Genomic DNA, 21,911 nt, shown 5'->3' with positions numbered 1-21,911 from the left:
AATCAGGCGTTCGCGCGGGCGTCGTCGAGCAGCGCCTGCACGTCGACGGCCTCGCCGGTTTCACTGCTCTCGATGGCGGCGAAGACGATGGCCATCGACTGGAGGACGCTGTCGACATTCGTCGGCATCGGGTCGTCGCCGTCGATCCAGTCGCAGAACTGCTCGATGAGCCAGGCGTTTTTCCAGTGGGGCCGCTCTGCCAGCGGCACCGTCTCGCCGTCGCCCTTGCCGATGCTCTCGAAGTTCCCGGTGTCGTACGCGTCGGCGTGGAACCGCTCGACATCGCGGCGGTCGAGGAGGACCGTCTGGTCCGAGCACTCGGCGCGGAACTGCTCGTGGCCCCAGCCGTTCAGTGTCGTTGCGTTGGCGTAACTGCCCTCGTACTGGGCGCGGGTGCCATCGGCGAAATGCAGCGTCACGAGGCCGCTGCAGTCACCGTCGTAGTCGGCCTCCTCGGGCGTCCACGTCTCGGCGTACACCCGCTCGCAGGGCGAATCGGCCAGCGACGCGAGGATGTCGAGGTGGTGGATTGCGCCGTCGAGCAGGAGCATGTTCTCCATTTCGTAGACGTAGTCGGCGTAGAAACCTCGCTCGCGGACGTTGCCCGTGTACCGAGCCGTCAGATAATCGATGTCGCCGGCCTCCTCAACGGCCCGGCGGAACGTCGTCTTGTCCCGGTCGAACCGGTGGCTCATCGTGATCCCCATCTTCTTGCCGGCCTTCTCCACCTTCTCGGCCACCCGGACCGACGCCTCCAGTGTGTCGGCAATCGGCTTCTCCGAGATGATATGCAGGTCGTGGGCGAGCGCCGTCTCCACGACGGCCTCGTGGGTCGACGGCGGTGTCACGATAGAACAGATGTCGGCCGGCCGCTCCGAGAGCGCGGTTTCGAGGTCGGTGTAGCACTCCTCTGGCGACAGCCCGAGTTCCCGTTCGGCCAACTCGTGCCGTTCCGGGTCGGTGTCGACCGCGGCGACGACCTCGATTCGGTCGTCGTGAACGTTCGGCGGAATCGCGTCTGTCGCCCAGGTGGACCCCTGGCCGCCCAGACCGACGTGGACTAATCGGTGTGTCATGGCTCCGTTATTGCTTCAACGAATAAATGCTGCACTATCTCATCAGTACTCGTCTGCGTCCGGGAACTCGACACGGCGCTCCATCCCGTCTTCGGCGAGCACGACCTCGCCGTCGAACGCGTCGCGGGCTTCGTCGACTAGCTCGTCGGCGCTCGCGGCGTAGCGGGTCGAAATATGGGTCAGTGCCAGCGTCGACGCGCCGGCCTGCCGCGCCACGTCGGCGGCTTCCCGGGCAGTGGAGTGGGCCGTCGCCTTCGCCCGTTCCTTCCGGTCCTCCGCGAAGGTAGCGTCGTGGACGAGCAGGTCCGCGCCCTCGCTTGCCTCGATGACGCTCTCGGTGGGGAGCGTGTCGCCGGTGTAGACGAACCGCCGGCCGGGACGGGCTGGACCGACGACGGCCTCCGGCTGGATAGTTTCACCATCGTGTTCGACGGCCTCGCCGCGGTGGAGCTTGGAGTACTTCGGCCCTGGCGGGATACCGAACTCCGCTTCGGCTTTCTCCCGGTCGAACTTCCCCTTCCGGTCGTCCTCATCGAGGACGTAGCCGACGCTAGCACAGCGGTGGGCTGTCTCGATTGCCCGAATCTCGTACTCCGACCGGTCGAGGACTACGTCTCCGGCCGACACCTCGTTGATGCGGACGGGAAACGAGGGTGTCGTCCCGTTGGCCTGGATGAGCTGTTTGATGTTCCCGCGCGTGCCCGCCGGCGTGTGGACGGCAATCGACCGCTCGCGTTCGTTGAAGTCCCACGTCTGGAGTAGCCCCGGAATCCCGAGGACATGGTCGCCGTGGAGATGCGTGACGAACAGGTGGTCGATAGCGAAGCCGGTGCCGTAGCGCATCATCTGCCGCTGTGTGCCCTCGCCGCAGTCGAAGAGGAGGTAGTCGCCGTCGCGGTTGACGAAGATGCTGCTCGTGTTGCGCTGGGTCGTCGGCACGGCCCCACTCGTCCCGAGAAACGTCACGCGCATAGTCATCGAATCCTCTACTGTCGACGGGTAAACCGGTGTCGAAAGGGTGTCGTCACAGGAGCGGTAGCACTCTTCGTCTTGTCACTGCGCCGCTCGTTTGTGTGTTGGGATGTGACATGGCTGTTTCTACTGACCGGTAATGGCGGCTGCTTTCCGGTGTCACACACTGTCTCGCGCGCTTCTCCGTCGAGAACTTAACCACCAGCAAAACAATTTAACACTGAGTAAGTGTCGCTCAGTCTCACTTTCCCGAGCCGGCAGTAACAGATGACGGCTTAGCAGGTTATTATGTCCTATTGAACTGTCTCGCCAGTTTATGTTTCCCTCACCCGTTGCATCGTTCGCATTGCCTTCCGATCACCGCAGAACCGCATCATGATACGCACACGCACACTCGCCGTTTTCGCTGCGCTACTCGTCGTCGGCGGCCTCACCGCACAGGTCGGGGCTGTACCGGGCGTGACAGCGCAACAGGCATCGCCGTCAGAACAAGCCGGGAACACAGGCGTCGCAGTCGATTCCCTGACCGCCCCGGAGAGCGTCGCACCGAACTCGACTGCTGACGTGGCCGCGACGGTCACGAACAACGAGAACACTACAGTGACTGAATCCGTGGCGTTCCGGTTCGACGGGGCTGTCGTCGACCGGACGCTCGTCACGCTTGAGCCCAACGAGACCACCACAGTCCAGTTCTCAGCGGACACGACCGGCGTCGCGCCCGGTGACTACCGCCACGGTGTCTTCACCAGCGACGACGGGCAGGTCGCTCCAGTTACCGTCTCTGAATCGTTCACCCTGGAGAGCCTCGACGCACCGACGAACGCTACCGCCGGTGACAACATCACTGTCGACGCGTCCGTCGCCAACCCGAACGACTTCAACACGACACAGGCCGTCGAGTTCCGACTGGGTGGCCAGCCGCTGGCCTCCGAGTCCGTGACCCTCGACGCGAACGAATCTACGGACGTGACGTTCACCGTCGACACAACTGATATCGAGCCGGATACGTACACCCACAGCGTCTTCACGCGCGACGACGGTGCGTTCGCCGAGATCACCATCGAGTCTGCTATCGACGCGCCTGAAGAGCCGACCGAAAACGAGACCGAGGAGCCGCCAGCGGACGAGACCGAGGAGCCGACCGAAAACGAGACCGAAGAACCGCCGGCGAACGAAACTGAGGAGCCACCCGCAAACGAGACCGAGGAGCCACTCGCAAACGAAACCGAGGAGCCGCCAGTGAACGAGACCGAAGAGCCGCCAGTGAACGAGACCGAAGAGCCGCCAGTGAACGAGACTGAGGAGCCGCCAGTGAACGAGACTGACGAACCACCAGCGGACGAAACCGAAGAGCCGACCGAAAACGAGACCGAAGAGCCGCCAGCGAACGAGACTGAGGAGCCACCAGCGGACGAAACCGAGGAGCCGCCAGCGGACGAGACTGAGGAGCCGCCAGTGAACGAGACTGACGAACCACCAGCGGACGAAACAGAGGAGCCGCCAGCGGACGAGACTGACGAACCACCAGCGGACGAAACCGAGGAGCCGCCAGCGGACGAGACTGGCGAAACGGACAACGCGACCGAAGAAAGCGCGACGACAGAAGGCTAACCCGCGCCACCCTGTCACCCGTTCACATTTTTAATGGTGGCCGTCGTACCGTAGTCCATGAAGTTCGTTATCGTTGGCTATGGCCGCGTCGGCATCCGGACCGCACGGATTCTACAGAGCGAGGGGCACGAAGTCGTTATCGTCGACAACGACCCTGTGAAGGTCGAACGGGCCACGGAAACCGGGTTCGAGACGATCCAGGGTGACGGCAACGAGGAAAGCGTCCTCGTCGATGCCGGTATCGAAAGTGCGGACGCTATCGGCGGTCTCACGGGCGACCTGAACACGAACTTCACCGCCTGCATGATCGGCAAAGAGTTCGGCTGTCGGACGGTCCTGCGGATTGATGCCGACTACCGCGAGGAAATCTACGAGAAGTACGCCGCTGACGTGGATGAGATAATCTACCCCGAGCGACTGGGCGCGGCTGGTGCGAAGACGGCACTACTGGGCGGTGACTTCAATGTCCTCGCCGACCTGACCGAACAGCTTTCGGTCGCAAGTATCCGCATTCCCGACGACTCGCCGTTCGTCGGAAAGCGGGTCGTCGAGGTGGACCTTCCCGGCGATGCTCACATCTACGCACACGGGACGGACCACGAACCGATGACGATTCCGCTCCCACAGACGGAAATCGAACCCGGCGACAGTGTCGCGATCATGGCCGACCCCGGTGGACTGGACGATATTCGGGCGACGCTCCGGGGCGACGCGTCAGCCTGAGATTCCGGGACCATATCCCGCTTTGTCGTCTCTTTTCAGGTCGATAGCGCTCGCTGTCTGCGGCGAAAGCCGGGGGGAGTAGAATATGAAAGGGAGGATCGCGGTGTCCGGGCGCGCCTGGGGAGGATAGGATGGCACGCAGTGGCACCGACGTCCACTGGAGCCGTGGAAGCGCGCCCGTACCGGGTGGAATGCTACCGGTAGACATAAATGCCCGTCAGACAGGCGGCCGACGGACGACAGACGGCACGGCTTTTTGCCCGTTCAGCTACTGCTTCCTGCTATGACCTGGGCGACGTTGTTCGAACGTGCGGCGGACCACCAGACCACGGTCGACGCTGTCCGTGTGGCCCTCGACGAGCACCGGGCGGAGGACGACGATGCGTGAGCCGTCGCCGGCGCGTGTCGTCGCCGACGCCGACGTCCTCGCCGCCGATCTGCTGTGTGGACCAGACAGCGATGCCCGTGCCGCTATCGACCACATCCGCCGGCACTCGTGGGTCACGCTCGTCGCGAGTGACCACCTGCTAGCCGATGCTACTGCCGTCATCGCCGACCTCGCTGACGACGACCTGGCGGCCGATTGGCGGGCGCGGATCGAACCCGACTGTGACATCGTCGAGCACCCGGTCGGCGACCAGCCCGCGCTGGCATCGGCCTATCGGGGCGGCGCACAGCACCTCCTCTCCTACGATGACGACCTGCGGAGCGCCCGGACCAGCGCGTCGCTCAACCGTCATCTGTCCCTGAGTGTCAGACCACCGGACGCCTTCGCGCGCCTGTTCGACCCGGAGTCACTATACCCAGTCGTCGAGGACGGCGAGTATCCCGGTCCGGACCGTGACCCACGCGCGTAGCCGGTAATCTCGCTGCTTAGTCGTCAGCCGTCGTTACGGTGGTTGTGGCGCCTGCTCCCGACGGCCCGGCTGCGTCCTCGGCAACGTCGAATTCTGCAAGCACCTCACGCAACTCGTCGGTCTGGGCTGCCATCTCCTGTACCTCGGTGGTCACTTCGGTAATCGTCGCGGTCTGTTCCTCGGTCGCGGCGGCGACAGCCTCGGACTCCTCGTTGGTCTGCTCGCTCACTGTCGCGACTTCGTCGACCATATCGACGACCTCCTGCGTGGTCTCTGCCTGTTCGGAGGTAGCTCCCGATATCTCCTGAATCGAATCGTTGACCTCGCCGAGCACGTCGACGATGTCCTCGAAGTCCCGGAGCGCCGACTCGATGGTTGCGGCGCTGTCGGTCACCTGCTGGTTCGTCGCTTCCACGTCGCTGACGGTTTCGCTGGCCTCGTGCTGGACCGCCTCGATGCGGTCCGATACGTCCGTTGCAGCGTCACGGGTCTCTTCGGCGAGCGTCTTCACCTCGTCGGCGACGACGGCGAACCCGTCACCGCTTCCGTCCGCGCGGGCCGCCTCGATGGAGGCGTTCAGCGCGAGCATATTGGTCTGCTCGGCGATGTCCGTGATGACCTCGACGATGTCGTCAATCTCGCTGATCTGGTCGACCAGACTCTCGACCGCAACGGCGATGTCGTCGATACGGGCCTCCATTTCGTCGAGTTCATCGATAGCTTGCTCGGCGTCCGCGCGCCCCTCTCGGCCTCGCTGTGTCGCCTGCTCGGCGGTCCCGGCGGCGCTTTCGGCGGTCGCGGCGATCTCTTCGACGGTGGCAGACAGCCTGTTCATCTCCGAGGCGACGTCGTCGTGGCGCGACGCCTGCTGACTGGCTCCCGCCGAGATCTCCTGAACCGACCGGGAAATCTCGTCGCTCGCATCGTCGATCTCTTCGACGCTCCGGGTGACGTGATCGCTCGTCTCGTCGACGTCCTCTGCGAACGCGGCGACGGTGGCAACCGTCTCCCCCAGCGTCGTCACGAGGTCGTTGTAGTTCTGGACAACGGCGTCGAACTGCTCGTCGTCGGCCTCGAAGTCCTCGTCGATAGTGGCCGTCAGGTCCCCGTCTTTCGCCCGTTCGGCGGCGTCACCGAAGGCGACGACGAGGTCGTTCAACGCCTGGGAGCGCCGTTCGAGGTCGCTGGTCATCGTCTTGAGTTCGGTGGTGTAGTCGTCCATACTGGCGGCCATCTTCTCCAACGACTCTCCGAAAGCTCCGGGGACATCCTCGTCGAGGACGTCGGCGTCGAACTCCTGTCGGGAGAGCGCGTCGGCCTGTCGGGACACCGTCAGAAGGTAGGATTGCATCGACCGAAACGACGAGAGCAGTTCGGCGACCTCGTCGTCCCGCTCGCTCTCGGGCAGTTCTACGTCGAGCTCGCCGGACGCGATGTGGTCCGCACCCGCGGCCATGGCTGTGATTGGCTCGACGAAGTCCTCGCGGGTGATGAACACCGTGTTGGCGAACGCGACGATAGCGCCAGCGAGCAATACACCGGTGACGACGAACCGGACGGTCCCGCTGGCGACGAGAGAGACGACTGCCAGCGCGACCGAGGCGGCAAACTGTAGACCGACGGCCGCGAGCACCTTCCGCTCGACGGAGCCGGAGACGCCGAAGAGGTCCAGTGATTCGCGTATCACCGCTTTGTACTGTCCGACGGGGTCTGTGAGCATACGCACCCTTTTCTTACAGTGTTTAATAATGTTCCAGTCTAATTCTCGGATATTGAAAAGAAATCAGTGGACGTAGGCCCGGTAATAAGCGACACAAGCCCAGGGCCGATAGCGTTCTCGTACTTGATTCTCTACCGGCCTCGATTGACCAGCGCTGCAACGCGCCGGACGACACAGCGCGGCGTCACCCTGACCAGCCGGTCGATAAGCCGCATCGACCGCCGCGGAATGACGACAGTCTCGCCAGCGGCGGCTCCTTCGTAGGCCGCCGTCGCGACTGCTTCGGGCGTATTCGAGGCGACAGACCCAACCATCGAGTCCGCCATCCCGGCTCGTTCCTGAAACTCTGTGTCGACCGGGCCGGGACAGACGACCGTCACATCGACCGGAGTCTCACGGAGTTCCTCGGCCAACGCCTCGCTGAAGCTGTTGATGTACGCTTTGCTCGCGTAGTAGCCAGCGAGATTCGGTCCCGGCTGGAACCCGGCGACTGAACCCACGTTGATAACCGCGCCGCCGTCGTCGAACTCGTCGAGGAATAGCCGCGTCAGTTCGACCGGGAGCATGACGTTCAGCCGCAACTGCGTCCGCTCGGCGTCGAGATCGCTTTCCGCGAACGGGCCGTAGGTCCCCACGCCGACGTTGTTGACGAGGACACCGATGTCCAGCTCGCGGTCCAGCACCTCCTCGTACAGGGCTTCGGCGGCCGCCGCGTGGTCGAGGTCCATTACAATCGGTGTCGCCGTGACGCCCCTCGTTTCGAGGGCCGCGGCCAGCCGCTCCAGTTTCCGCTCGCTCCGGGCGACCAGCACCACGTCGTGCCCGCGTGCGGCGAACTCCTGTGCCAGCGATTTGCCGATGCCCGCCGACGCACCGGTTATCAGGGCGGTGCCGCCGGTCCCGACGACCGGCACGTCGCTACCGCTCACCGTACCACTCCGCGACCGGTGTCGCTTCGGGTTCCAGCGCCGTCGGTCCCTCGTCGCTGGAACTTCCGAGGGATGGGCCCCATCCCTCGACGGACGGTTCGCTACCGCTCACCGTACCACTCCGCGAACTTCGACAACGCCCGCCCGCGGTGGGAGATCGCGTTCTTCTGCTCGGTGCTCATCTCCGCGAACGTCGTTCCGTCGTGCTCGAAGATCGGGTCGAAGCCGAACCCGCCCTCGCCGCGCGGCGCGACGATTTCACCGTTCACGCGCCCCTCGAACAGCTTTACCGGGACTGTCTCGCTGCTCCTCCCCGCGCTCCCGTCGTGGACCTGTTCGTCCGTCGTCGCCGCGCCGCGGTCGTCGGCCGCTAGGTCCTGTCCGCGCCGGTCCTCGCGGTCGATCCCGCCCGGATCAGGCGTCGCCTCGAACCCTTCGCCGTCGCAGTAGGCGATGACCGTCTTGAACGCCGCGCCGCGGTCGTCCTCCGGCTCGGTCATGCGCCAGACGCGCTCTACGCCGACGGTGTCCTCGACGTAGGAGGAGTACGGCCCGGGGAACCCGTCGAAGGCGTCGATGAACAGTCCTGCGTCGTCGACGATGACCGGTCCGTCAGCCGCTCGGTAGGCCGCCCGCGCCCCCTCGGCCGCGACCGTTTTCAGGTCGTCTGCCTGGACTTCCGGGTAATCGAAGTCGAACTGTTCGACCTCGTCGTCGAGATTCTCGGTCGCCTCCCGGACCTTCCCGGGGTTGGTCGTGACAAAATTGAGCATACCGGCACACAGCGACCGGCGATAAAAGAGCCGTCGAAACTCCGCAACCGCCCAACCAATCCGTCTCAGTCGACGACGACTTCGACAGGTTCGTCCTCGCTCTCGGATTCGAACTCCTCGCTGCTGCCGCCGCGTTCGAGATACAGCATCACGCCGGCGACCGCCAGCACGACCCACGAGCGCCAGTTCGCCAGGTTCAGCGTGTAGCCGATGCCGAACGGCTTCTCCACCAGCATGTCATCGCCCGGCTTCCAATAGGCCGACACCAACCGCTTGAGGCTCGGTCGTTCGAAGTTGTACGGCACGCCGAACAACGTTCCCGACTGGGGTTTTTCTGCCATACCGATTCCTATTCGGGCCGAGGTTAAACCATTTGTCCACCACCTTTTTCGACGGGGGCATCGCGCTCGCTCCCGGCGAGCGCTCAACCCCCGTCCAAAAACGTCCTCAGAAGTCGGAGACTTCTGATGGGCTGCACAAGAGCTTCGCTCTTGTGAACGTGGGCGAAAAAGGCGCGAATCGCGGAGTGATTCGCGTGAAACCGCGGCCGAAGGCCGCGGTATGCTTGCTCCGCCGACCGCAACTCAGCACCGCCCTTGGTTCCTATCCTACTGATACCGGCCCCGACCCTCGATGTCGTCGAGGCTGGCGAACACCGTGTCGGCGTGGTCGCTCTCGGTCCGGTAGGCGTCCTCGGCAGCCGACAGCAGCGTCTCGGGATCGTCCGCGGTCCCGGCGAGCGACTGGGCGAGGACGTGGAGGTCCATCGCGTGGTCCTCGGCCTCCTGCGTGTAGTAGCCGAGGCCGAAGTCGATCAGGAACGTCTGGTCCGCCTGTTCGTCACGACCACCGACCCGGACGTTTCGCGTCGTCGGGTCTCCGTGGACGAAGCCGGCGTCGTGGATGCGAGCGAGCCATCGGCCCACGTCTGTAACGCGTGACTCGGACAGCCCCTCGCGCAGGTCAGCATCGCCCACGCGCTGGAAAACGATACGAGATTCCTGCGGGTCCACGTCACGGACAAGCGGCGTCGGGACGCCGTTGCGCCGGGCTTCGCTGGTGAGTCGGGCCTCCTGTCTGGTGCGTTCGATTCGCAGGCGCTCGTCGAGCGTCGGATGGCGGTAGCTGCGGGGCACGCGCTCCTTGATGACGCGATCACCGTCGAAGCGGACGGTCGCCTCCGCGCCCTGGACTTCGTCGTCCGCCGCCCGATAGCTGTCCACCGACTCTTCGGTCCCGCGCCAGGTGACGGCCACCTCGTCGGGCCGGAAGTTCGAGTCAATCTGTGAGTCTTCGATAGCGATGGTGTCGCCGGCCGCGTACATCTTCGCGCCGAGTATGGCTATCATCCCCGCGTTGTCCCGCAGGAAGCGATTTTCGGGGGCGTAAAACGTTGCGCCGCGTTGCTCGCACATCTCGCCGAGCATCCGCTGGAGACGGTCGTTCTGGCCGACGCCGCCGCCAAGCACCAGCTCGTCAGCGCCGGTCAGCGACAGCGCCCGCTCGGAGACTTCCGTCAGCATCGCGAAGATGGTCTCCTCCATCCCGCGGCAGACATCGTCGACCGGAACGCCGTCGTCGACGGCCTGCTTGGCGGCGCTCATGATGCCCGAGAAGGAGAAGTCCATCCCCTTGACGACGTAGGGCAGTTCGTGGTACTCGCCGTCGCGGGCGTGCCGTTCGACCTTCGGCCCGCCCGGGTGCGACCAGCCGATGTGTCGCGTGAACTTGTCGATAGCGTTGCCGACGCCGGTGTCCATCGTCTCGCCCAGCACGCGGTAGCGGCCGTTCCGGTAGCCCAGGATGTGGGCGTTCGCGCCGGAGGCGTTCAGACACACCGGCGAATCGAAGCCCGAGCGATGGCGACCCACTTCGAGGTGAGCGACCATGTGGTTCACGCCCACCAGCGGCACGTCGAACCGTTGGGCGACCGCCCGAGCGGCTGTGGCGACGATGCGAAGACAGGGGCCGAGTCCCGGGCCACGAGCGAAGGCGACGGCGTCAATCGGCGCGCTGTCGTCTCCGTCCCCGTTCGTACCGCCAGCGGCCGCCCGCTCGTGTGCATGTCCGATGACCGTCTCGACGACGGTCGGGATGGCTTCGCCCATGTGCTCGGCGGCCTCGCGCGGGTGGATGCCGCCGCTGTCTGGCGCGTATGCGTCCGTCTCGATGAAAACGTGGTCGTCGTCAGTTACCTGCGCTGGGTCCGGCGTCTCGAACACCGAAGCACTGGCTGCCCAGGCGGTACCTTCGATACCCAGAATACGCATCGGGCGGCCTTACTTCCACTCGGTGTAGCCGCACTTGCCGCAGTGCTGGCGGTCCTCGTGCTCGGCGAGGACGGTGTCACCGCACCGGGGACAGGTCTCGCGGTCGAGTTCGCCGTCGTCGCTGTAGTACTCGTTGTGTGGCATCTATGCTTCCTCCGCTTCCTCTTCGCCGTCGGCGACGATCTTGTTGCGTTCGAGCATGTGGTCCTGCTCGACGTCGCGAGCGTACTCGGGGTTGTCGTAGACCTTCGCGTAGCCGACCGTCTTCCGCATGCCGAACTTGGTGTCGAGCTTGTGGATGACGACTTCTTCGGCATCCTTGTTCAGCGTGGCCGCAAGAGAGTCGCGGACAGAGAGACGGGAGGGGGTGGCTTCGTCGTGGACGACCTCGAACCGGACGTCCGTGCGGTGCAACATGGGATTCTCGTCTTCTTCGATGATGTCGATATCCATGGTTCGTTGTCCGTATCTACCCGCCGAAGCGCGTAAAAGGATTTCGAAGCGGTTGACGCCGCCTCGGCGGCTGAGCGTCCGCGATTCCATGTCACCGCGCCGTATCGCGGTTCGGCAAGAGGCGCGGGAACGTACAGTAGCGGCCGGCTGTGTCCCGTACAGCGCCCCAGAGCATTATCGGCCGGCAGCTGTTCCCTACCGCTCGCCCAGCTGTGCGAGGAGGTGTGAGAGATGGATTCGCTCGTTGGCCGCGTCGACGAGCGCCATATCCGTCTCCCCGGCCATGGTGTGAATTTCGGCCAGTCGGTCGCCGGAGTAGCGTGACCGGGCCACCGCCAGTATGTCGTCGAGGATGTCGGACGCGCCATACCCCTCGTCGACGAGCAGGTCGTCGAGCGTCGACCGCGCGTCGGTAAAGCGCCCGTCTTCGGCCGCGTCGATCATCTGCTCGACCTGGTCGTCGGCTTCGACGGCGTTCAGCGTCTCGAAGGCGGCGTCCATCGTCACCTCGCCCTCGGCTTCGGCGGTCGTCTGGGCGGCCAGCACTGCTGTTCGGAGGTCCCCCTCAGCGTAGCCGGCGACGTACTCGATGCCGTCGTCGTCGTGGTCGACGTCCTCCGCGGTGACGATGTCCTCCAGCACGGACGCCGTCTCCTCGTGAGTCGGTTCGCGCATCACGACCGGGAAACACCGCGAGCGGATCGGCGGGATAACGGCCGAGGGCTGGCGCGTCGCGATGACGAACTGCGTCGCCTCGTAGTACTGCTCCATCACCCGACGGAGCGCCTGCTGGAAGTCCTCGCGCATCCCCTCAGCGTTGTCGAGCAGGATGGTTTTGTAGCTGCCCGACACCGGCGAGTAGCTGGCGGACTCCTTGAGGACGTGGTTGATGAGGTCGGCCTTCGAGGATTCGCGGCGGCGCTTGCTGTCGATGAACGACGCGAACCGCGGGTCGTTCGAGACCTCCTTTTTCGTCATGTCGAACACGTCCGCCATGTTGAGTTCCGTGAAGTCCGCGTCGGGGTTCTCGTGGACCTCCCGGGCAAAGGCTCGGACAGCGGCCGTCTTCCCGCTCCCTTTCGGCCCGTGGACTAGGAGGTTCATCGGCTCCTCGATGGCTCCTTGCAGGTGTTCGCGGGCCTTCGGCTGGCGGATATCCGACAACTCCGGGGCGTGTGTCTCCGTCCACAGCGGCGCGTCCATCTGTTGGCACTGGGTATGCCCGGCCCCGACAAGTATCCCGCGGTCCGCGGGCTCACGCTATCCGCTGGTACCAATAGTGAGTAACGGCGCGGTCGGTGCCTCTTCTCTCGGCCGAAATACAACAGTGACTGGCCCAATAGCACCGGTCGCCCCCGATCTGGCTTACGAGAGCAGACTGTCCGCAGTTGGCCGCCAACCGCATTCCACGCACTCGAACTCCTCGTCGGCTGTTTTGATTACCGGCTCGTGGCATTTCTTACATTCCAGTAGGGGATTGTGGGGCCGAGTGGCTGGTCGAGGCATACGTTAACATACTACATATTATCCTCATATAACCGTTCATTCTACGTACCTAGAATCGTGTCGCTACTACCTGCGGAGTTCGAACTGCACGCTTTTTGCGTGGCTCGATCTCCGGCTGTGGTTGGAGTTCATGGATTGCTCGCAGCAAAACCCGCCGGCCGGGAGTGAGCGAACGCGACGCGTTCGCGAACATCGGGCGGCAAACGACCGCAGGGAGTGCGCCGGCCGGGAATTGAACCCGATTGCGAGACTCACTCCGTTCGCCTCGCGTGATTCAATTCCCTGTGGACTGCATTTACTGCTCGCGAATTGTTCGCATCAAAATGCGCCGGCCGGGAATTGAACCCGATTGCGAGACTCACTCCGTTCGCCTCGCGTGATTCAATTCCCGTGGACTGCATTTGCTGCTCGCGACTTGCTCGCAGCAAAATGCGCCGGCCGGGAATTGAACCCGGGCTATTGCCTTGGGAAGGCAATGTCCTACCACTGGACCACCGGCGCTCGTTGCACTCGCGCCGAGCATTGCGGTTCCCTTGGAACCGCATTACACCGGCGCGCATCGTTCACTACGGTCACTCGCGCGCCGAGGCTCGCAAATCCGTCGGATTTGCTCACCACCGGCGCACTTCGGTAGACTGCAGGTCGGTCGGACCTGCGAACCCCGTATCGAACTGTCAACAGCGACCGCACTTGAACGTAGCGTTTCGACTGGACGGTCGTCCGAAAATATCGCGCCGATGGATGGGTATTAGTTCCGCCCGGCCAACTAGTAGATATGGCAACAGCGGACTCCGTCGTACGGGCCAACGACCCGATCGACCTGACGTTCTCCGAGGCTGAACTGGACGCCCACCGCGACCATATCACGTCGTTCATCGAGGACCAGGTCGACGCTGCCGGTGTCGACACCGTGGTGCTGGGGCTCTCTGGCGGCATCGACAGCACACTCGTCTCACACCTGGCTGTCGAGGCGCTTGGCCGCGACGCTGTCCACGGCCTCGTGATGCCCAGCGAGGTCAACCGCGCGGACAACATGAGTGACGCCGAGCGCGTGGCCAACGACCTGCTCGGCATCGAGTACGACGTTATCGAAATCAACCCGCTGGTCGACGCATTCCTCGACGCCTATCCCGACGCCGAGGGCGACCAGCTCGCCGTCGGCAATCTCCGGGTTCGCTGTCGGGCGGTGCTGAACTATCTCGTCGGCAACCACGAGCAGGCGCTGGTCCTAGGCACCGGGAACCGGAGCGAAGCACTGGTCGGCTACTACACGAAGTACGGCGACGGCGCGGTCGACTGCCATCCCATCGCGGCGCTGTACAAACAGCAGGTCCGACAGCTGGCGAAACACGTCGGCGTCCCCGACGACCTCGCGGAAAAGACCGCCAGCGCCGAGATGTGGGCCGGCCAGACCGACGCCGACGAGATGGGGATGGACTACGACACGCTCGACTCTATCCTCGCCCTGCATATCGACGGCGGTGTCCCGGCGGCTGCGACAGCCGACCGGCTCGGTGTCCCGCTCGATGTCGTCGAGACTGTCCGCGAGATGTACGAATCGAGCGCCCACAAGCGGGCGATGCCGCCGGGTGCGGACCCGCTGTACTGAGGCCTGTTCCTTCGACTTAGTCGTTAACGGACCGGGTTCTCCGGTCCGCGGCCCAGATACTCCGAGAGGAACGCGTGGACGGTGTCGGCGTCGTAGCTGTCCAGCGTTAGCTCGTGCCGCCACGCCGTCACGACGTAGGTCGCCCGCGGGTCGTCGTTGGGGTTCGGAACAGCGATGACGCTCCGCCAGGTGCCGGTGTGGGTGCTGGAGAACTCCCGAAGGCTCTCTCTGGCTTCTGGGGAAATTGAATCGGGGTCGTAGTAGACGATGACCGCGCCGTGTTCGAGCGTGTGGACGAGCGAACCGAGCAGCGGCGTCGCCTCGTAGAAGCCTGCATCGACTGTCGAAGCGTAGTGCGTCCCGGAGAGTGGCGGGACCCGCTGGTAGTCGATAGCACTGCCTTCTTCGACGTGGGTGGTCCCTCTGTCCGGGAACTGCTTGACGCCGGCCAGTCGGTCGCTGTCGCCGGTGTCGTCCAGTGACGACGCTTCGACCCCGGAGGCCTCGACTGCCGACAGCGGCTGTGCGCCCGCCGTCCCGACGAGGTCCGCGTCGCTGCCGCCGTCGCCACCACTCAGCTGGGTCGCGTACACTGTGAGTCCGATAGCGAGCACGACGACGACGCCGATAACAATCGGCCCGACCGGGAGGGCGTTCCCCTCTTCGCCACCGGTATGCTCTTCGACGCGCCGTCGATCAATCGCGCCCAGTTCGCCGTCGTGGGCGTCGGCGAGATGGTCAAGGTAGGCGTCGTCGCCGTCGAACGATTCCCCGCAGTACTCACAGTCGACCATTGGCGGTCCGTATGCGAGGCGTCGTCTTGTACCCTTTCCTACTCAGTCTTCGCGTTGAGGTCGGCGAAGGCCTGCTGCTCGCGGCGCTCCTGTGTTTCCCTGTCTGCATCGTCTCGCATCCGTGCTTTCAGCACTCGAAGCGCGTCCGCGTCGACGGCTGCTATCTCTTCAGCGACAGCCCGAGGCTCCGCAGTCACCCGTGAGACCAGCCCCATCTGCAGCGCCGTCTCGGCGTCAAGCGTTCGGCCAGAGAGCGCGATGTCGAGCGCATCGCCGGTCCCGACGATGTCGGGGAGCCGCGCTGTCCCGCCCCAGGCCCCGAACAGGCCGAGTTTGACCCCCGTTTCCGCGAAGGTCGCGCCGGGCGTCGCCACCCGGATATCGCAGGCCAGCGCCAGTTCGACGCCGCCGCCCCGCGCCGCGCCGTCGATACCGGCGACGACGGCCCCGTCGTAGGATTCGAGCGTCCGAGCGACCCGCTGACCCAGCGCCGCGAACGCCTCGGCGCTCTCCGAATCGAGGGCCTTGACCTCGTCGAGGTCCGCGCCGGCGCAGAACGCCTCGCCAGCGCCGTGGAGATACAGCACTGGCTCGGTCGCTGACTCGACTGCTGTTTCGAGGTCACGTAGCGCCGTGCTGGTGAGCGCGTTGCGCTGGTCGGGCCGGTCGAGCGTCAGGGTCCGGATACCATCGCCGCTCGTGGTCTGTACCATGCCTGCTGTGACTCTGCGGTTTCCAAAGGTCTTTGCCCTTCCCGTCGCTAGACCCTCATAATGGAGGAAGTGGCGGCAGTTCGCCGAGCGGCGTTGGCGGCAGTCGACGATGTCGAGCCTGACCGGCTTCACGAGCGGATCGCCGCTCGCCTGGACGACGCGTCGCTTGCGCCCGGCGTCCTGGCGCTCGTCAGCGCGGGCGCAACCAGCGACCCACCGGTCGACCTGGCCGACGGCGTCGCCGACCGAGCCGCCGGCGTTCAACTCATCTACGAGGGACTTTCGCTCACTCGCCAACTGGCCCACGACGACCCTTGGGTCAACGGCGACCGCGACGCGGCCGACCTGGATATCCTCATCGCGGACATCCTCGTCTCGCGTGGCTTCTACCTGCTCGCCAGGACCGAGGCCGCCGACGCCGCCGTCTCCGTCGTCCGTTCGTTCGGCCACGACCAGACAGTCCGTCAGACGACCAACGACGACAGTCTCGACGCCGCGCTCGAAACTGACATTCTGGAACTCGCCGTGGTCGCCGGCGTCACCGCCGCCGGCATCCGACCCACACCGACGCTCCGCGAGTACGCGACTGAACTGGCCGTCGACGGCCTCCCGTCGAACGCCAAATTGCTCGGTGAGGAGGTTGCCGACGCGCTCCGGGCCCGCGCGGGGGCCGAACAGCCATCCGGCGACGGGACCGAGGCCGCCGCCGACCACTGATACTAATCGACACACCGGCCCTGAATCGAAACGACTTTAGACAATTGCCGGATACACATTGATGCGTGCCTGGGTAGCTTAGCGGTAAAGCGCGTCCTTGGTAAGGACGAGACCCCGGATTCAAATTCCGGCCTAGGCTTTTTCCAAGCGACTGACCCAGAGCGCCAGCGATGGGTCCGGAGCGCGTGAAACGCCGGATCCGGAATTTGAATCCCTGCCAGTCGCAGCGCCGACCAGCGTGAGGGCGACCGTCCTGCTCCGGTTCACATTCCGGCAGAGGCTTTCTACAACGAATTAACTGTCCAGAGCGACGGACTCCGTGATCAGGTGAGGCAATAGTGGCAGTTGCAAGCCCGAAATTGTACCGAAGCGTGGAATCCCGAAACCTTCAGTTCTGCTGACTGCTTGCAAAGGGATATACCGCTGTAGGCCCAACATTGCATGTGAGTACCACACACGACGAGACGGCAGAGGCGGTATCGCAAGCCGAGAACGGCCGCGCCATGGGGCCCGCCGCGCTGGCGTCCGTCGCGTCCGTTGCCCTGGCGCTGTACTTCTACTACGTCCGCGGCGACAAACAGCGGGGTCAGTTCATCGGTCTCTGGCCTGCGACCATCCTCGGACTCGCCGCGTATCTCAGACTCGGCGAAATCAAACGGCTTCTCCGAGAGGGCGCTGACTGAACAGGAACTGACGCCGGCTTCCGCCGTCGTATCGAGTTACAACCAGCCGTCCGACCAGCCACCACCATCGACACATGCGCTCAACCCTCGCCCAGACCATCACACGCCTTGACCTTGACACCCGAATCCAGTACGGACTGATGCTCCTCTTCGGAGGACTCTGCCTGTTAGCGGCGGCCGCCCCGCTTGGCACCCTCACGAAGGCCGTCGTCGTCTCCGCGCTGTTCGGATTCACCGGCGGGCTCTGGGTGTCACACCTCGTGCAGATCATTCAACGGGCCGCGGAAACGGCACAGCCCGAGGCCGAGCAATGACTGAAGATGTCACCGAGGACTCGCCACAGACATCCGGCTTCCTCGCCGGGCTCGAGTTTCTCACCGGTGAGGACCCCAGCGCAGGCTCGTTCCTGCTGGTCGTTGGGATGGTCACCTGCGTCTTCATCGCCGCGTTCCAGTTCATGCTGACCCCCCCGATTTCGACACTGCTTACGGGGCTCGTTCTGGTCATCGCCGTTATCAGCTTCATACTGGGCGCGGTGCTGGATATGCTCAATTACTTCGACACGCCGCGGAGCCCGTCACATTGAGCCTGGCGCACGGAAGCCATCCCGCTAACACCGCCCTCTAGTGGCAGTTCCTGTCGGCTACCGCTGCGGTTCTTCTGCGAGCGCCGTTTCCCGTAGTCGCTTGCATGCCTCGCTTTCGGCCGTCAGTTCGGGCACAGGCGTGGGCGTGCCGTCGTCGACGGCGACGAAGGTGGCGTAGGCGCTCGTCGTCTCCTCCGTTTCGCCCGTGTGGGGGTCCTCGCGGGCGACTTCGATGCGAACCCGGACGCTGGTTCGGCCCGTCGCGTAGGCGTATGACTCGATGAGTGCGGTGTCACCGATGGGTATCGGGCGCTCGAAGTCGACGCGAGACATCTGCGCGGTCACGCAGGACTCTCTGGCGGCCCGCATGGCCGACATCGCCCCGATTTCGTCCATCCACTTCATCACGATGCCCCCGTGGGCACTGTTGTAGTTGTTAGCGTGGGTCGGCTGGACGCGCTCACGGTTGACGATATGGGTATCGGCGATAGTCGGCATACCGTCTCGTAGAGCGTGTCCCGGGAAAACGGTGTGGTGCGCGGCTGACGGGATTCAGCAGTGACGGCGTGCATTCATACTGGTGCCGTGGCTCGCAACCGCCAGACAAACAGCTCCGGTGCCGGACTTATCCGGTGAACTGGTGGTATTCGAGGCCTTTGTGTTTCATCTCGTTGTGCTTGCGTTCGAGGAACGAGTAGACGGAGCCATGCGGTGCACCGTCCAGAATCATCTCGGCGGCCTCCCGGACGGCGTCGACCTGCTCCGGGCCGCCGATGATGCCCAGCGTCGAGCCGTAAATGACCACGGCCGCGCCGGAGAGTTCCTGCATGAGTTCCCGCGTCCGGCCGCCCTCACCGATGAGACGGCCCTTCTGGCGGCGGAAGTCGTTCTTGTTGCGGGAGGCGGCCTCGATATCGATGAGTTCGAACATCATCATGTCGTCTTCGAGCAGCGCCAGCGCGTCGTCGGGCGCGAACCCGCGGCCGATGGCCTTCACGATGTCGGGGCCTTTCAGCGCCGTCACGGGGTCGCCGACGGACTCGACTTTCACCGTGCCGTCCTCGGAATCGATATCCAGCCGGACCTCTGCGCGCTCCTCGATCTCGCGCATGGTCTCACCTCCCTCGCCGATCAACACACCGATACGGTCCTGCGGAATCTTCACGTGTTGCATAAGTATACCTCTCTGTAGGAGGGTCTGCCTGTTTAAAACTTCGGCAGTCGCGTGACTGTAAGATGCCGGGCGCCCGTCCGCCGGCAGAAGCCATTTCAGTCCAGGAACTCGACGCCGGTAATTTCGAACCGCGCGCCGCCCGTGTTGCTGTCGGTGACGAGGATATCCCAACCGTGTGCGCCCGCGATGGTCCGGACAATCGAGAGGCCGTAGCCGCTGCCGTCTTCGGCAGTCGTGAAGCCGTGGTCGAACACGTCGTCTTTGATGTCTGCCGGGATGCCGGGGCCGTCGTCCTCGACGTAGAAGCCGTGGTCCAGCGGGCCGACGCGGACGATAACGGCTCCGTCGCCGTGTCGGATGCTGTTCTGAAAGAGGTTCTCGAACAGTTCGATGAGGCGGTCGGCGTCGGCGCTCACCGAGCCGACGTGGTCGTAGTGGAGCGTGGCTCGTTCGGTGGTTCCGCCGCCCCCTTCCCAGGCGGTGTCGACGACGCCCTTGACGTTCGTCGTTTCCGGGTCGGTGACGACGTTGCCCTGCTTGGCGACCGAGAGCAGATCGTCGACGAGGCGGGCCATCCTGTCGCTCGTCTCCTCGAGCGCGTCGAGGTGTTCCTCGTCACCGGTTTCGCGGGCCAGATGCACTCGTGAGGAGATGACACTGAGTGGGCTCCGCAGGTCGTGGGCGAGGATATCCGTGAACTCCTTGAGCCGGTCGTTCTGGCGTTCGAGCATCTTGTCGTACTGGTGTTTCTCGGTCGTGTCCTGGCTGACTGCGACGAACCCCTCGGGGTCCCCGTCCCCGAGCGGCGAGAGCGAGAGGGTGGCCCAGAACACCGAGCCGTCAGCCTGCCGGTGCCAGTGCTGTGTCTCGACGGGGCTGTCTGTCGCCTCCACCAGCAGTGACTCGACGGTCGTCTCCATCTCCTCGGGATCGGCAAACAGCATGTCCAAGTGGCGGCCGACCGTCGCGTCCCGGTCGTAGCCGTACAGCGTCGCTGCCGGGTCGGGCCAGGTCGTGATGGTGCCTCCGGCATCGAGCATGAACACCGCATGCGAGGACAGTCCCTCGATGAGGCGCTCAGACACCGAGGCGTCGCTGTTCGCGGTCTGCTGATCCGAACTGCTGTCTGATGGGGTGGTGTCCATCAGCCGCACCTACTCGGGACAGGCCAGCGCCGGCTCACACAGCATGGGTAGCACTGTGACAGGTCATCCATGTGTATATATACGACCTCTAACATTTTACGCACTGTGGTTTTCACAGTCAAACCGGGTTGTGAGGAAGCGGGTAACAACGGCGGTGTGCTGCGGTTTGTCTGCCGGAACTCAGTGCCATGGGTGATAATGGCTACAATTCACATATCGCCGCTGCGACAAGATTCCACCCCAAAACACATCACGCGAACAGAACGCTGGTGGTTACTCGTCGTCACGACGGTCGGCTGGCGTCCCCTGCGGGACGGCGTCGTCGTCGCTCCCCGGGGCGGTGTCGTCCTTGTCCTTCGGTGTCGCGTACTCCCGGACGTACGCGAGCAGGTCCTCGGGCGTGGCGTCGACGCCCTGTCTGGCGAAGAAGTTCGCGACGTTGCGGCAGTCCCGTTCGAGGAAATCGTCGGCGTTGGGGTGGTGGATGGTCACCGCCTGCCCGAGATCGATGATGTACAGTTGGCCCTCGTGGAAGACGATGTTGTACTCCGAGAGGTCGCCGTGGACGAGGCCGGCGTCGTACAGCCGGCGGGTGTACTCCTTGACAACCTCGTAGGCCGTCTCGGGGTTCTCGATGTGGACCTCGCTGAGACGTTTGCTGCGGCCCTCTTCGGTCCCGAGGTACTCCATCACGAGGACGTTCCGCTCGACGGCGATGGGCTCCGGCGTCCGGACGCCGGCCCGGCGGGCGCGCTTGAGGTTCGAGGACTCCTTGCGGACCCACGCGGTAACGACCTTCTTCTTGTCCGAGCCGATGCCCTCGAACCGGGGGTCGCCGTCGAGATAGCTCCGCATGTCCTTGAAATCGGAGGCGTTGATGCGGTAGACCTTGACGGCGACCTCTGTCTCGCCCGACAGCGCCGTGTAGACGTTGGCTTCCTTGCCGGTCGAAATCGGCCCGCCGAAGGCGTCGATGTGGCCGTCCTGCACGAGCTTGTACAGCGCGCCGTAGGTGGCGTCGTCGAAGACGCTGGCCTCGACCTTGAACTGGTCGGCGTCCTTGATGCGCTCGCGGAACTCGCTGAACTCGCGGTCCCGCTTGCGGGCGATGCGGTCGGCTTCCGTGTCGGAGACGTCGACCTCTTCCCATTCGTCACCCGGTGAGTCGACGTCGTCCGTATCGAGCAGGCCGAACTGCCCCTCGGTCACGCTTTTGCCTCCGTCGAGCCCGCAGCCAGATACATGTCAGGCTACTCCTGGATGTGCCCCTCCTCGCGAAGCTGGTCGGCGTCCTGTTTCTCATAGCGCCATGTGATGTCGGCTTTCTCGTCTTGCCAGTCCCAGGGTTCGACGAGGACCACGTCGTCTTCGCGTATCCAGATCCGCTTTTGCATCTTGCCCGGAATCCGGGCTGTGCGCTCGACGCCGTCCATACAGCGTACCTTGACGCGGTTCGCGCCAAGCATGTCCATGACGACGGCGAACACCTCGTCCTCTTCCGGCATCCGCAGGTTCTTTCTGCTGTCGTTGTCGCTCATAGACGGTACTTCGACGGGGAGAGGTTTAAGGTTTGGAAAAGTTGGACCGAGAACCCGGTCCG

26 protein-coding genes and 2 tRNA genes are annotated in these 21,911 nt (G+C 64.3%); 9 read left to right on the top strand and 19 right to left on the bottom strand.

Translation table 11 applies throughout. From position 1 onward, the window contains the following. Positions 1–2: 2 nt before the first annotated feature. Positions 3–1,076 (bottom strand): Gfo/Idh/MocA family protein, encoded by a 1,074-nt coding sequence (locus ACNO8S_RS14595; RefSeq protein WP_151145049.1) that lies wholly within the window; start codon positions 1,074–1,076, stop codon positions 3–5. Between the two features lie 42 nt (positions 1,077–1,118). Then, positions 1,119–2,054: a ribonuclease Z gene (gene rnz, locus ACNO8S_RS14590; RefSeq protein WP_420182167.1), complete on the bottom strand. Its 936-nt coding sequence runs from the start codon at positions 2,052–2,054 to the stop codon at positions 1,119–1,121. A gap of 369 nt (positions 2,055–2,423) precedes the next feature. On the opposite strand from rnz, the gene ACNO8S_RS14585 reads away from it, so the two are divergent. The 3 genes from ACNO8S_RS14585 (at position 2,424) to ACNO8S_RS14575 (ending at position 5,239) form a co-directional block, all read left to right on the top strand. Further along, positions 2,424–3,659: a hypothetical protein gene (locus ACNO8S_RS14585; RefSeq protein ID WP_420182166.1), complete on the top strand. Its 1,236-nt coding sequence runs from the start codon at positions 2,424–2,426 to the stop codon at positions 3,657–3,659. A 57-nt stretch (positions 3,660–3,716) separates the two neighbouring features. Continuing rightward, on the top strand, positions 3,717–4,382 hold the full coding sequence (locus ACNO8S_RS14580; protein WP_127014031.1) for a potassium channel family protein: 666 nt from the start codon (positions 3,717–3,719) through the stop codon (positions 4,380–4,382). A gap of 380 nt (positions 4,383–4,762) precedes the next feature. Next, positions 4,763–5,239 (top strand): DUF7384 family protein, encoded by a 477-nt coding sequence (locus ACNO8S_RS14575; protein WP_420182165.1) that lies wholly within the window; start codon positions 4,763–4,765, stop codon positions 5,237–5,239. 16 nt (positions 5,240–5,255) lie between these two features. Here the strand turns inward: ACNO8S_RS14575 and ACNO8S_RS14570 are convergent, their stop codons facing one another. The 10 genes from ACNO8S_RS14570 to ACNO8S_RS14525 form a co-directional block, all read right to left on the bottom strand. Then, positions 5,256–6,959 (bottom strand): methyl-accepting chemotaxis protein, encoded by a 1,704-nt coding sequence (locus ACNO8S_RS14570; RefSeq protein ID WP_044952059.1) that lies wholly within the window; start codon positions 6,957–6,959, stop codon positions 5,256–5,258. Positions 6,960–7,090: 131 nt separating this feature from the next. Further along, positions 7,091–7,888 (bottom strand): SDR family NAD(P)-dependent oxidoreductase, encoded by a 798-nt coding sequence (locus tag ACNO8S_RS14565; RefSeq protein WP_014041542.1) that lies wholly within the window; start codon positions 7,886–7,888, stop codon positions 7,091–7,093. After that, positions 7,878–8,000: a hypothetical protein gene (locus ACNO8S_RS14560; RefSeq protein WP_255355555.1), complete on the bottom strand. Its 123-nt coding sequence runs from the start codon at positions 7,998–8,000 to the stop codon at positions 7,878–7,880. Before ACNO8S_RS14560 ends, ACNO8S_RS14565 begins: the two co-directional genes overlap by 11 nt. Next, positions 7,990–8,661, bottom strand: a complete 672-nt coding sequence (locus tag ACNO8S_RS14555) for a non-canonical purine NTP pyrophosphatase (RefSeq protein WP_420182164.1) — start codon at positions 8,659–8,661, stop codon at positions 7,990–7,992. Before ACNO8S_RS14555 ends, ACNO8S_RS14560 begins: the two co-directional genes overlap by 11 nt. A gap of 65 nt (positions 8,662–8,726) precedes the next feature. After that, complete coding sequence (locus ACNO8S_RS14550; RefSeq protein ID WP_004590574.1) at positions 8,727–9,002, bottom strand: DUF5808 domain-containing protein; 276 nt, start codon at positions 9,000–9,002, stop codon at positions 8,727–8,729. A 267-nt stretch (positions 9,003–9,269) separates the two neighbouring features. After that, positions 9,270–10,931, bottom strand: coding sequence for a bifunctional N(6)-L-threonylcarbamoyladenine synthase/serine/threonine protein kinase (locus tag ACNO8S_RS14545; protein WP_420182163.1), 1,662 nt, complete (start codon positions 10,929–10,931; stop codon positions 9,270–9,272). A gap of 9 nt (positions 10,932–10,940) precedes the next feature. Further along, positions 10,941–11,075, bottom strand: coding sequence for a 30S ribosomal protein S27ae (locus tag ACNO8S_RS14540; protein ID WP_004590578.1), 135 nt, complete (start codon positions 11,073–11,075; stop codon positions 10,941–10,943). Further along, positions 11,076–11,384 (bottom strand): 30S ribosomal protein S24e, encoded by a 309-nt coding sequence (locus ACNO8S_RS14535; RefSeq protein WP_004516108.1) that lies wholly within the window; start codon positions 11,382–11,384, stop codon positions 11,076–11,078. Positions 11,385–11,579: 195 nt separating this feature from the next. Continuing rightward, positions 11,580–12,587, bottom strand: coding sequence for an AAA family ATPase (locus ACNO8S_RS14530; RefSeq protein ID WP_420182162.1), 1,008 nt, complete (start codon positions 12,585–12,587; stop codon positions 11,580–11,582). Positions 12,588–13,320: 733 nt separating this feature from the next. Continuing rightward, positions 13,321–13,391: transfer RNA gene (locus ACNO8S_RS14525), tRNA-Gly, on the bottom strand. A gap of 274 nt (positions 13,392–13,665) precedes the next feature. On the opposite strand from ACNO8S_RS14525, the gene ACNO8S_RS14520 reads away from it, so the two are divergent. Further along, positions 13,666–14,499 carry an NAD+ synthase gene (locus tag ACNO8S_RS14520; RefSeq protein ID WP_050037185.1) on the top strand — a complete coding sequence of 278 codons (834 nt, stop codon included), beginning with the start codon at positions 13,666–13,668 and terminating at the stop codon, positions 14,497–14,499. A 23-nt stretch (positions 14,500–14,522) separates the two neighbouring features. On the opposite strand, the gene ACNO8S_RS14515 is transcribed toward ACNO8S_RS14520, so the two are convergent. Together ACNO8S_RS14515 and ACNO8S_RS14510 are read right to left on the bottom strand one after the other, a co-directional pair. Next, a complete protein-coding gene (locus ACNO8S_RS14515; protein WP_420182161.1) occupies positions 14,523–15,293 on the bottom strand; it encodes a DUF3105 domain-containing protein in 771 nt (256 codons plus the stop codon). A gap of 38 nt (positions 15,294–15,331) precedes the next feature. Further along, the gene (locus tag ACNO8S_RS14510) at positions 15,332–16,006 is read right to left on the bottom strand and encodes an enoyl-CoA hydratase/isomerase family protein (RefSeq protein WP_129755722.1); all 675 of its coding nucleotides are present in this window, start codon (positions 16,004–16,006) and stop codon (positions 15,332–15,334) included. A 60-nt stretch (positions 16,007–16,066) separates the two neighbouring features. On the opposite strand from ACNO8S_RS14510, the gene ACNO8S_RS14505 reads away from it, so the two are divergent. From ACNO8S_RS14505 to ACNO8S_RS14485, 5 genes are all read left to right on the top strand, one after another. Beyond that, positions 16,067–16,723 (top strand): DUF7114 family protein, encoded by a 657-nt coding sequence (locus tag ACNO8S_RS14505; RefSeq protein WP_014041535.1) that lies wholly within the window; start codon positions 16,067–16,069, stop codon positions 16,721–16,723. Between the two features lie 67 nt (positions 16,724–16,790). Then, a tRNA-Thr gene (locus tag ACNO8S_RS14500) sits at positions 16,791–16,862 on the top strand. Positions 16,863–17,166: 304 nt separating this feature from the next. Continuing rightward, positions 17,167–17,406, top strand: coding sequence for a hypothetical protein (locus ACNO8S_RS14495; protein ID WP_023843446.1), 240 nt, complete (start codon positions 17,167–17,169; stop codon positions 17,404–17,406). Between the two features lie 74 nt (positions 17,407–17,480). Beyond that, positions 17,481–17,720, top strand: coding sequence for a hypothetical protein (locus ACNO8S_RS14490; protein ID WP_129755721.1), 240 nt, complete (start codon positions 17,481–17,483; stop codon positions 17,718–17,720). Beyond that, the gene (locus ACNO8S_RS14485; RefSeq protein ID WP_014041532.1) at positions 17,717–17,992 is read left to right on the top strand and encodes a hypothetical protein; all 276 of its coding nucleotides are present in this window, start codon (positions 17,717–17,719) and stop codon (positions 17,990–17,992) included. Before ACNO8S_RS14490 ends, ACNO8S_RS14485 begins: the two co-directional genes overlap by 4 nt. A gap of 57 nt (positions 17,993–18,049) precedes the next feature. Here the strand turns inward: ACNO8S_RS14485 and ACNO8S_RS14480 are convergent, their stop codons facing one another. From ACNO8S_RS14480 to eif1A, 5 genes are all read right to left on the bottom strand, one after another. After that, positions 18,050–18,490 (bottom strand): acyl-CoA thioesterase, encoded by a 441-nt coding sequence (locus ACNO8S_RS14480; RefSeq protein ID WP_014041531.1) that lies wholly within the window; start codon positions 18,488–18,490, stop codon positions 18,050–18,052. A gap of 127 nt (positions 18,491–18,617) precedes the next feature. After that, the gene (locus tag ACNO8S_RS14475; protein WP_004590591.1) at positions 18,618–19,166 is read right to left on the bottom strand and encodes a KH domain-containing protein; all 549 of its coding nucleotides are present in this window, start codon (positions 19,164–19,166) and stop codon (positions 18,618–18,620) included. 95 nt (positions 19,167–19,261) lie between these two features. Next, positions 19,262–20,311 carry a two-component system sensor histidine kinase NtrB gene (locus ACNO8S_RS14470; RefSeq protein ID WP_151103902.1) on the bottom strand — a complete coding sequence of 350 codons (1,050 nt, stop codon included), beginning with the start codon at positions 20,309–20,311 and terminating at the stop codon, positions 19,262–19,264. 273 nt (positions 20,312–20,584) lie between these two features. Continuing rightward, positions 20,585–21,520: a serine/threonine-protein kinase Rio1 gene (rio1, locus tag ACNO8S_RS14465; protein WP_004590597.1), complete on the bottom strand. Its 936-nt coding sequence runs from the start codon at positions 21,518–21,520 to the stop codon at positions 20,585–20,587. Between the two features lie 41 nt (positions 21,521–21,561). Next, positions 21,562–21,849, bottom strand: coding sequence for a translation initiation factor eIF-1A (eif1A, locus tag ACNO8S_RS14460; protein WP_004516096.1), 288 nt, complete (start codon positions 21,847–21,849; stop codon positions 21,562–21,564). Positions 21,850–21,911: the final 62 nt, after the last annotated feature.

The organism is Haloarcula sp. KBTZ06, assembly GCF_048595605.1.
GTDB classification, from domain to species: Archaea; Halobacteriota; Halobacteria; order Halobacteriales; family Haloarculaceae; genus Haloarcula; species Haloarcula hispanica.
The sequence above is the reverse complement of the archived record's forward strand: the minus strand, read 5'-3'. Positions and strand labels throughout refer to the sequence as shown.

Bases quoted from the DNA above. Each gene is read 5' to 3' on its own strand.
- ACNO8S_RS14540 (WP_004590578.1), bottom strand. From the start codon at position 11,075: ATGCCACACAACGAGTACTACAGCGACGACGGCGAACTCGACCGCGAG.
- ACNO8S_RS14515 (WP_420182161.1), bottom strand. From the start codon at position 15,293: ATGGTCGACTGTGAGTACTGCGGGGAATCGTTCGACGGCGACGACGCC.
- rnz (WP_420182167.1), bottom strand. From the start codon at position 2,054: ATGACTATGCGCGTGACGTTTCTCGGGACGAGTGGGGCCGTGCCGACG.
- ACNO8S_RS14480 (WP_014041531.1), bottom strand. From the start codon at position 18,490: ATGCCGACTATCGCCGATACCCATATCGTCAACCGTGAGCGCGTCCAG.
- ACNO8S_RS14575 (WP_420182165.1), top strand. From the start codon at position 4,763: ATGCGTGAGCCGTCGCCGGCGCGTGTCGTCGCCGACGCCGACGTCCTC.
- ACNO8S_RS14550 (WP_004590574.1), bottom strand. From the start codon at position 9,002: ATGGCAGAAAAACCCCAGTCGGGAACGTTGTTCGGCGTGCCGTACAAC.
- ACNO8S_RS14505 (WP_014041535.1), top strand. From the start codon at position 16,067: ATGGAGGAAGTGGCGGCAGTTCGCCGAGCGGCGTTGGCGGCAGTCGAC.
- ACNO8S_RS14595 (WP_151145049.1), bottom strand. From the start codon at position 1,076: ATGACACACCGATTAGTCCACGTCGGTCTGGGCGGCCAGGGGTCCACC.
- ACNO8S_RS14520 (WP_050037185.1), top strand. From the start codon at position 13,666: ATGGCAACAGCGGACTCCGTCGTACGGGCCAACGACCCGATCGACCTG.
- ACNO8S_RS14545 (WP_420182163.1), bottom strand. From the start codon at position 10,931: ATGCGTATTCTGGGTATCGAAGGTACCGCCTGGGCAGCCAGTGCTTCG.
- ACNO8S_RS14510 (WP_129755722.1), bottom strand. From the start codon at position 16,006: ATGGTACAGACCACGAGCGGCGATGGTATCCGGACCCTGACGCTCGAC.
- ACNO8S_RS14530 (WP_420182162.1), bottom strand. From the start codon at position 12,587: ATGGACGCGCCGCTGTGGACGGAGACACACGCCCCGGAGTTGTCGGAT.
- ACNO8S_RS14470 (WP_151103902.1), bottom strand. From the start codon at position 20,311: ATGGACACCACCCCATCAGACAGCAGTTCGGATCAGCAGACCGCGAAC.
- ACNO8S_RS14535 (WP_004516108.1), bottom strand. From the start codon at position 11,384: ATGGATATCGACATCATCGAAGAAGACGAGAATCCCATGTTGCACCGC.
- ACNO8S_RS14485 (WP_014041532.1), top strand. From the start codon at position 17,717: ATGACTGAAGATGTCACCGAGGACTCGCCACAGACATCCGGCTTCCTC.
- ACNO8S_RS14570 (WP_044952059.1), bottom strand. From the start codon at position 6,959: ATGCTCACAGACCCCGTCGGACAGTACAAAGCGGTGATACGCGAATCA.
- ACNO8S_RS14490 (WP_129755721.1), top strand. From the start codon at position 17,481: ATGCGCTCAACCCTCGCCCAGACCATCACACGCCTTGACCTTGACACC.
- eif1A (WP_004516096.1), bottom strand. From the start codon at position 21,849: ATGAGCGACAACGACAGCAGAAAGAACCTGCGGATGCCGGAAGAGGAC.
- ACNO8S_RS14580 (WP_127014031.1), top strand. From the start codon at position 3,717: ATGAAGTTCGTTATCGTTGGCTATGGCCGCGTCGGCATCCGGACCGCA.
- ACNO8S_RS14475 (WP_004590591.1), bottom strand. From the start codon at position 19,166: ATGCAACACGTGAAGATTCCGCAGGACCGTATCGGTGTGTTGATCGGC.
- ACNO8S_RS14555 (WP_420182164.1), bottom strand. From the start codon at position 8,661: ATGCTCAATTTTGTCACGACCAACCCCGGGAAGGTCCGGGAGGCGACC.
- ACNO8S_RS14585 (WP_420182166.1), top strand. From the start codon at position 2,424: ATGATACGCACACGCACACTCGCCGTTTTCGCTGCGCTACTCGTCGTC.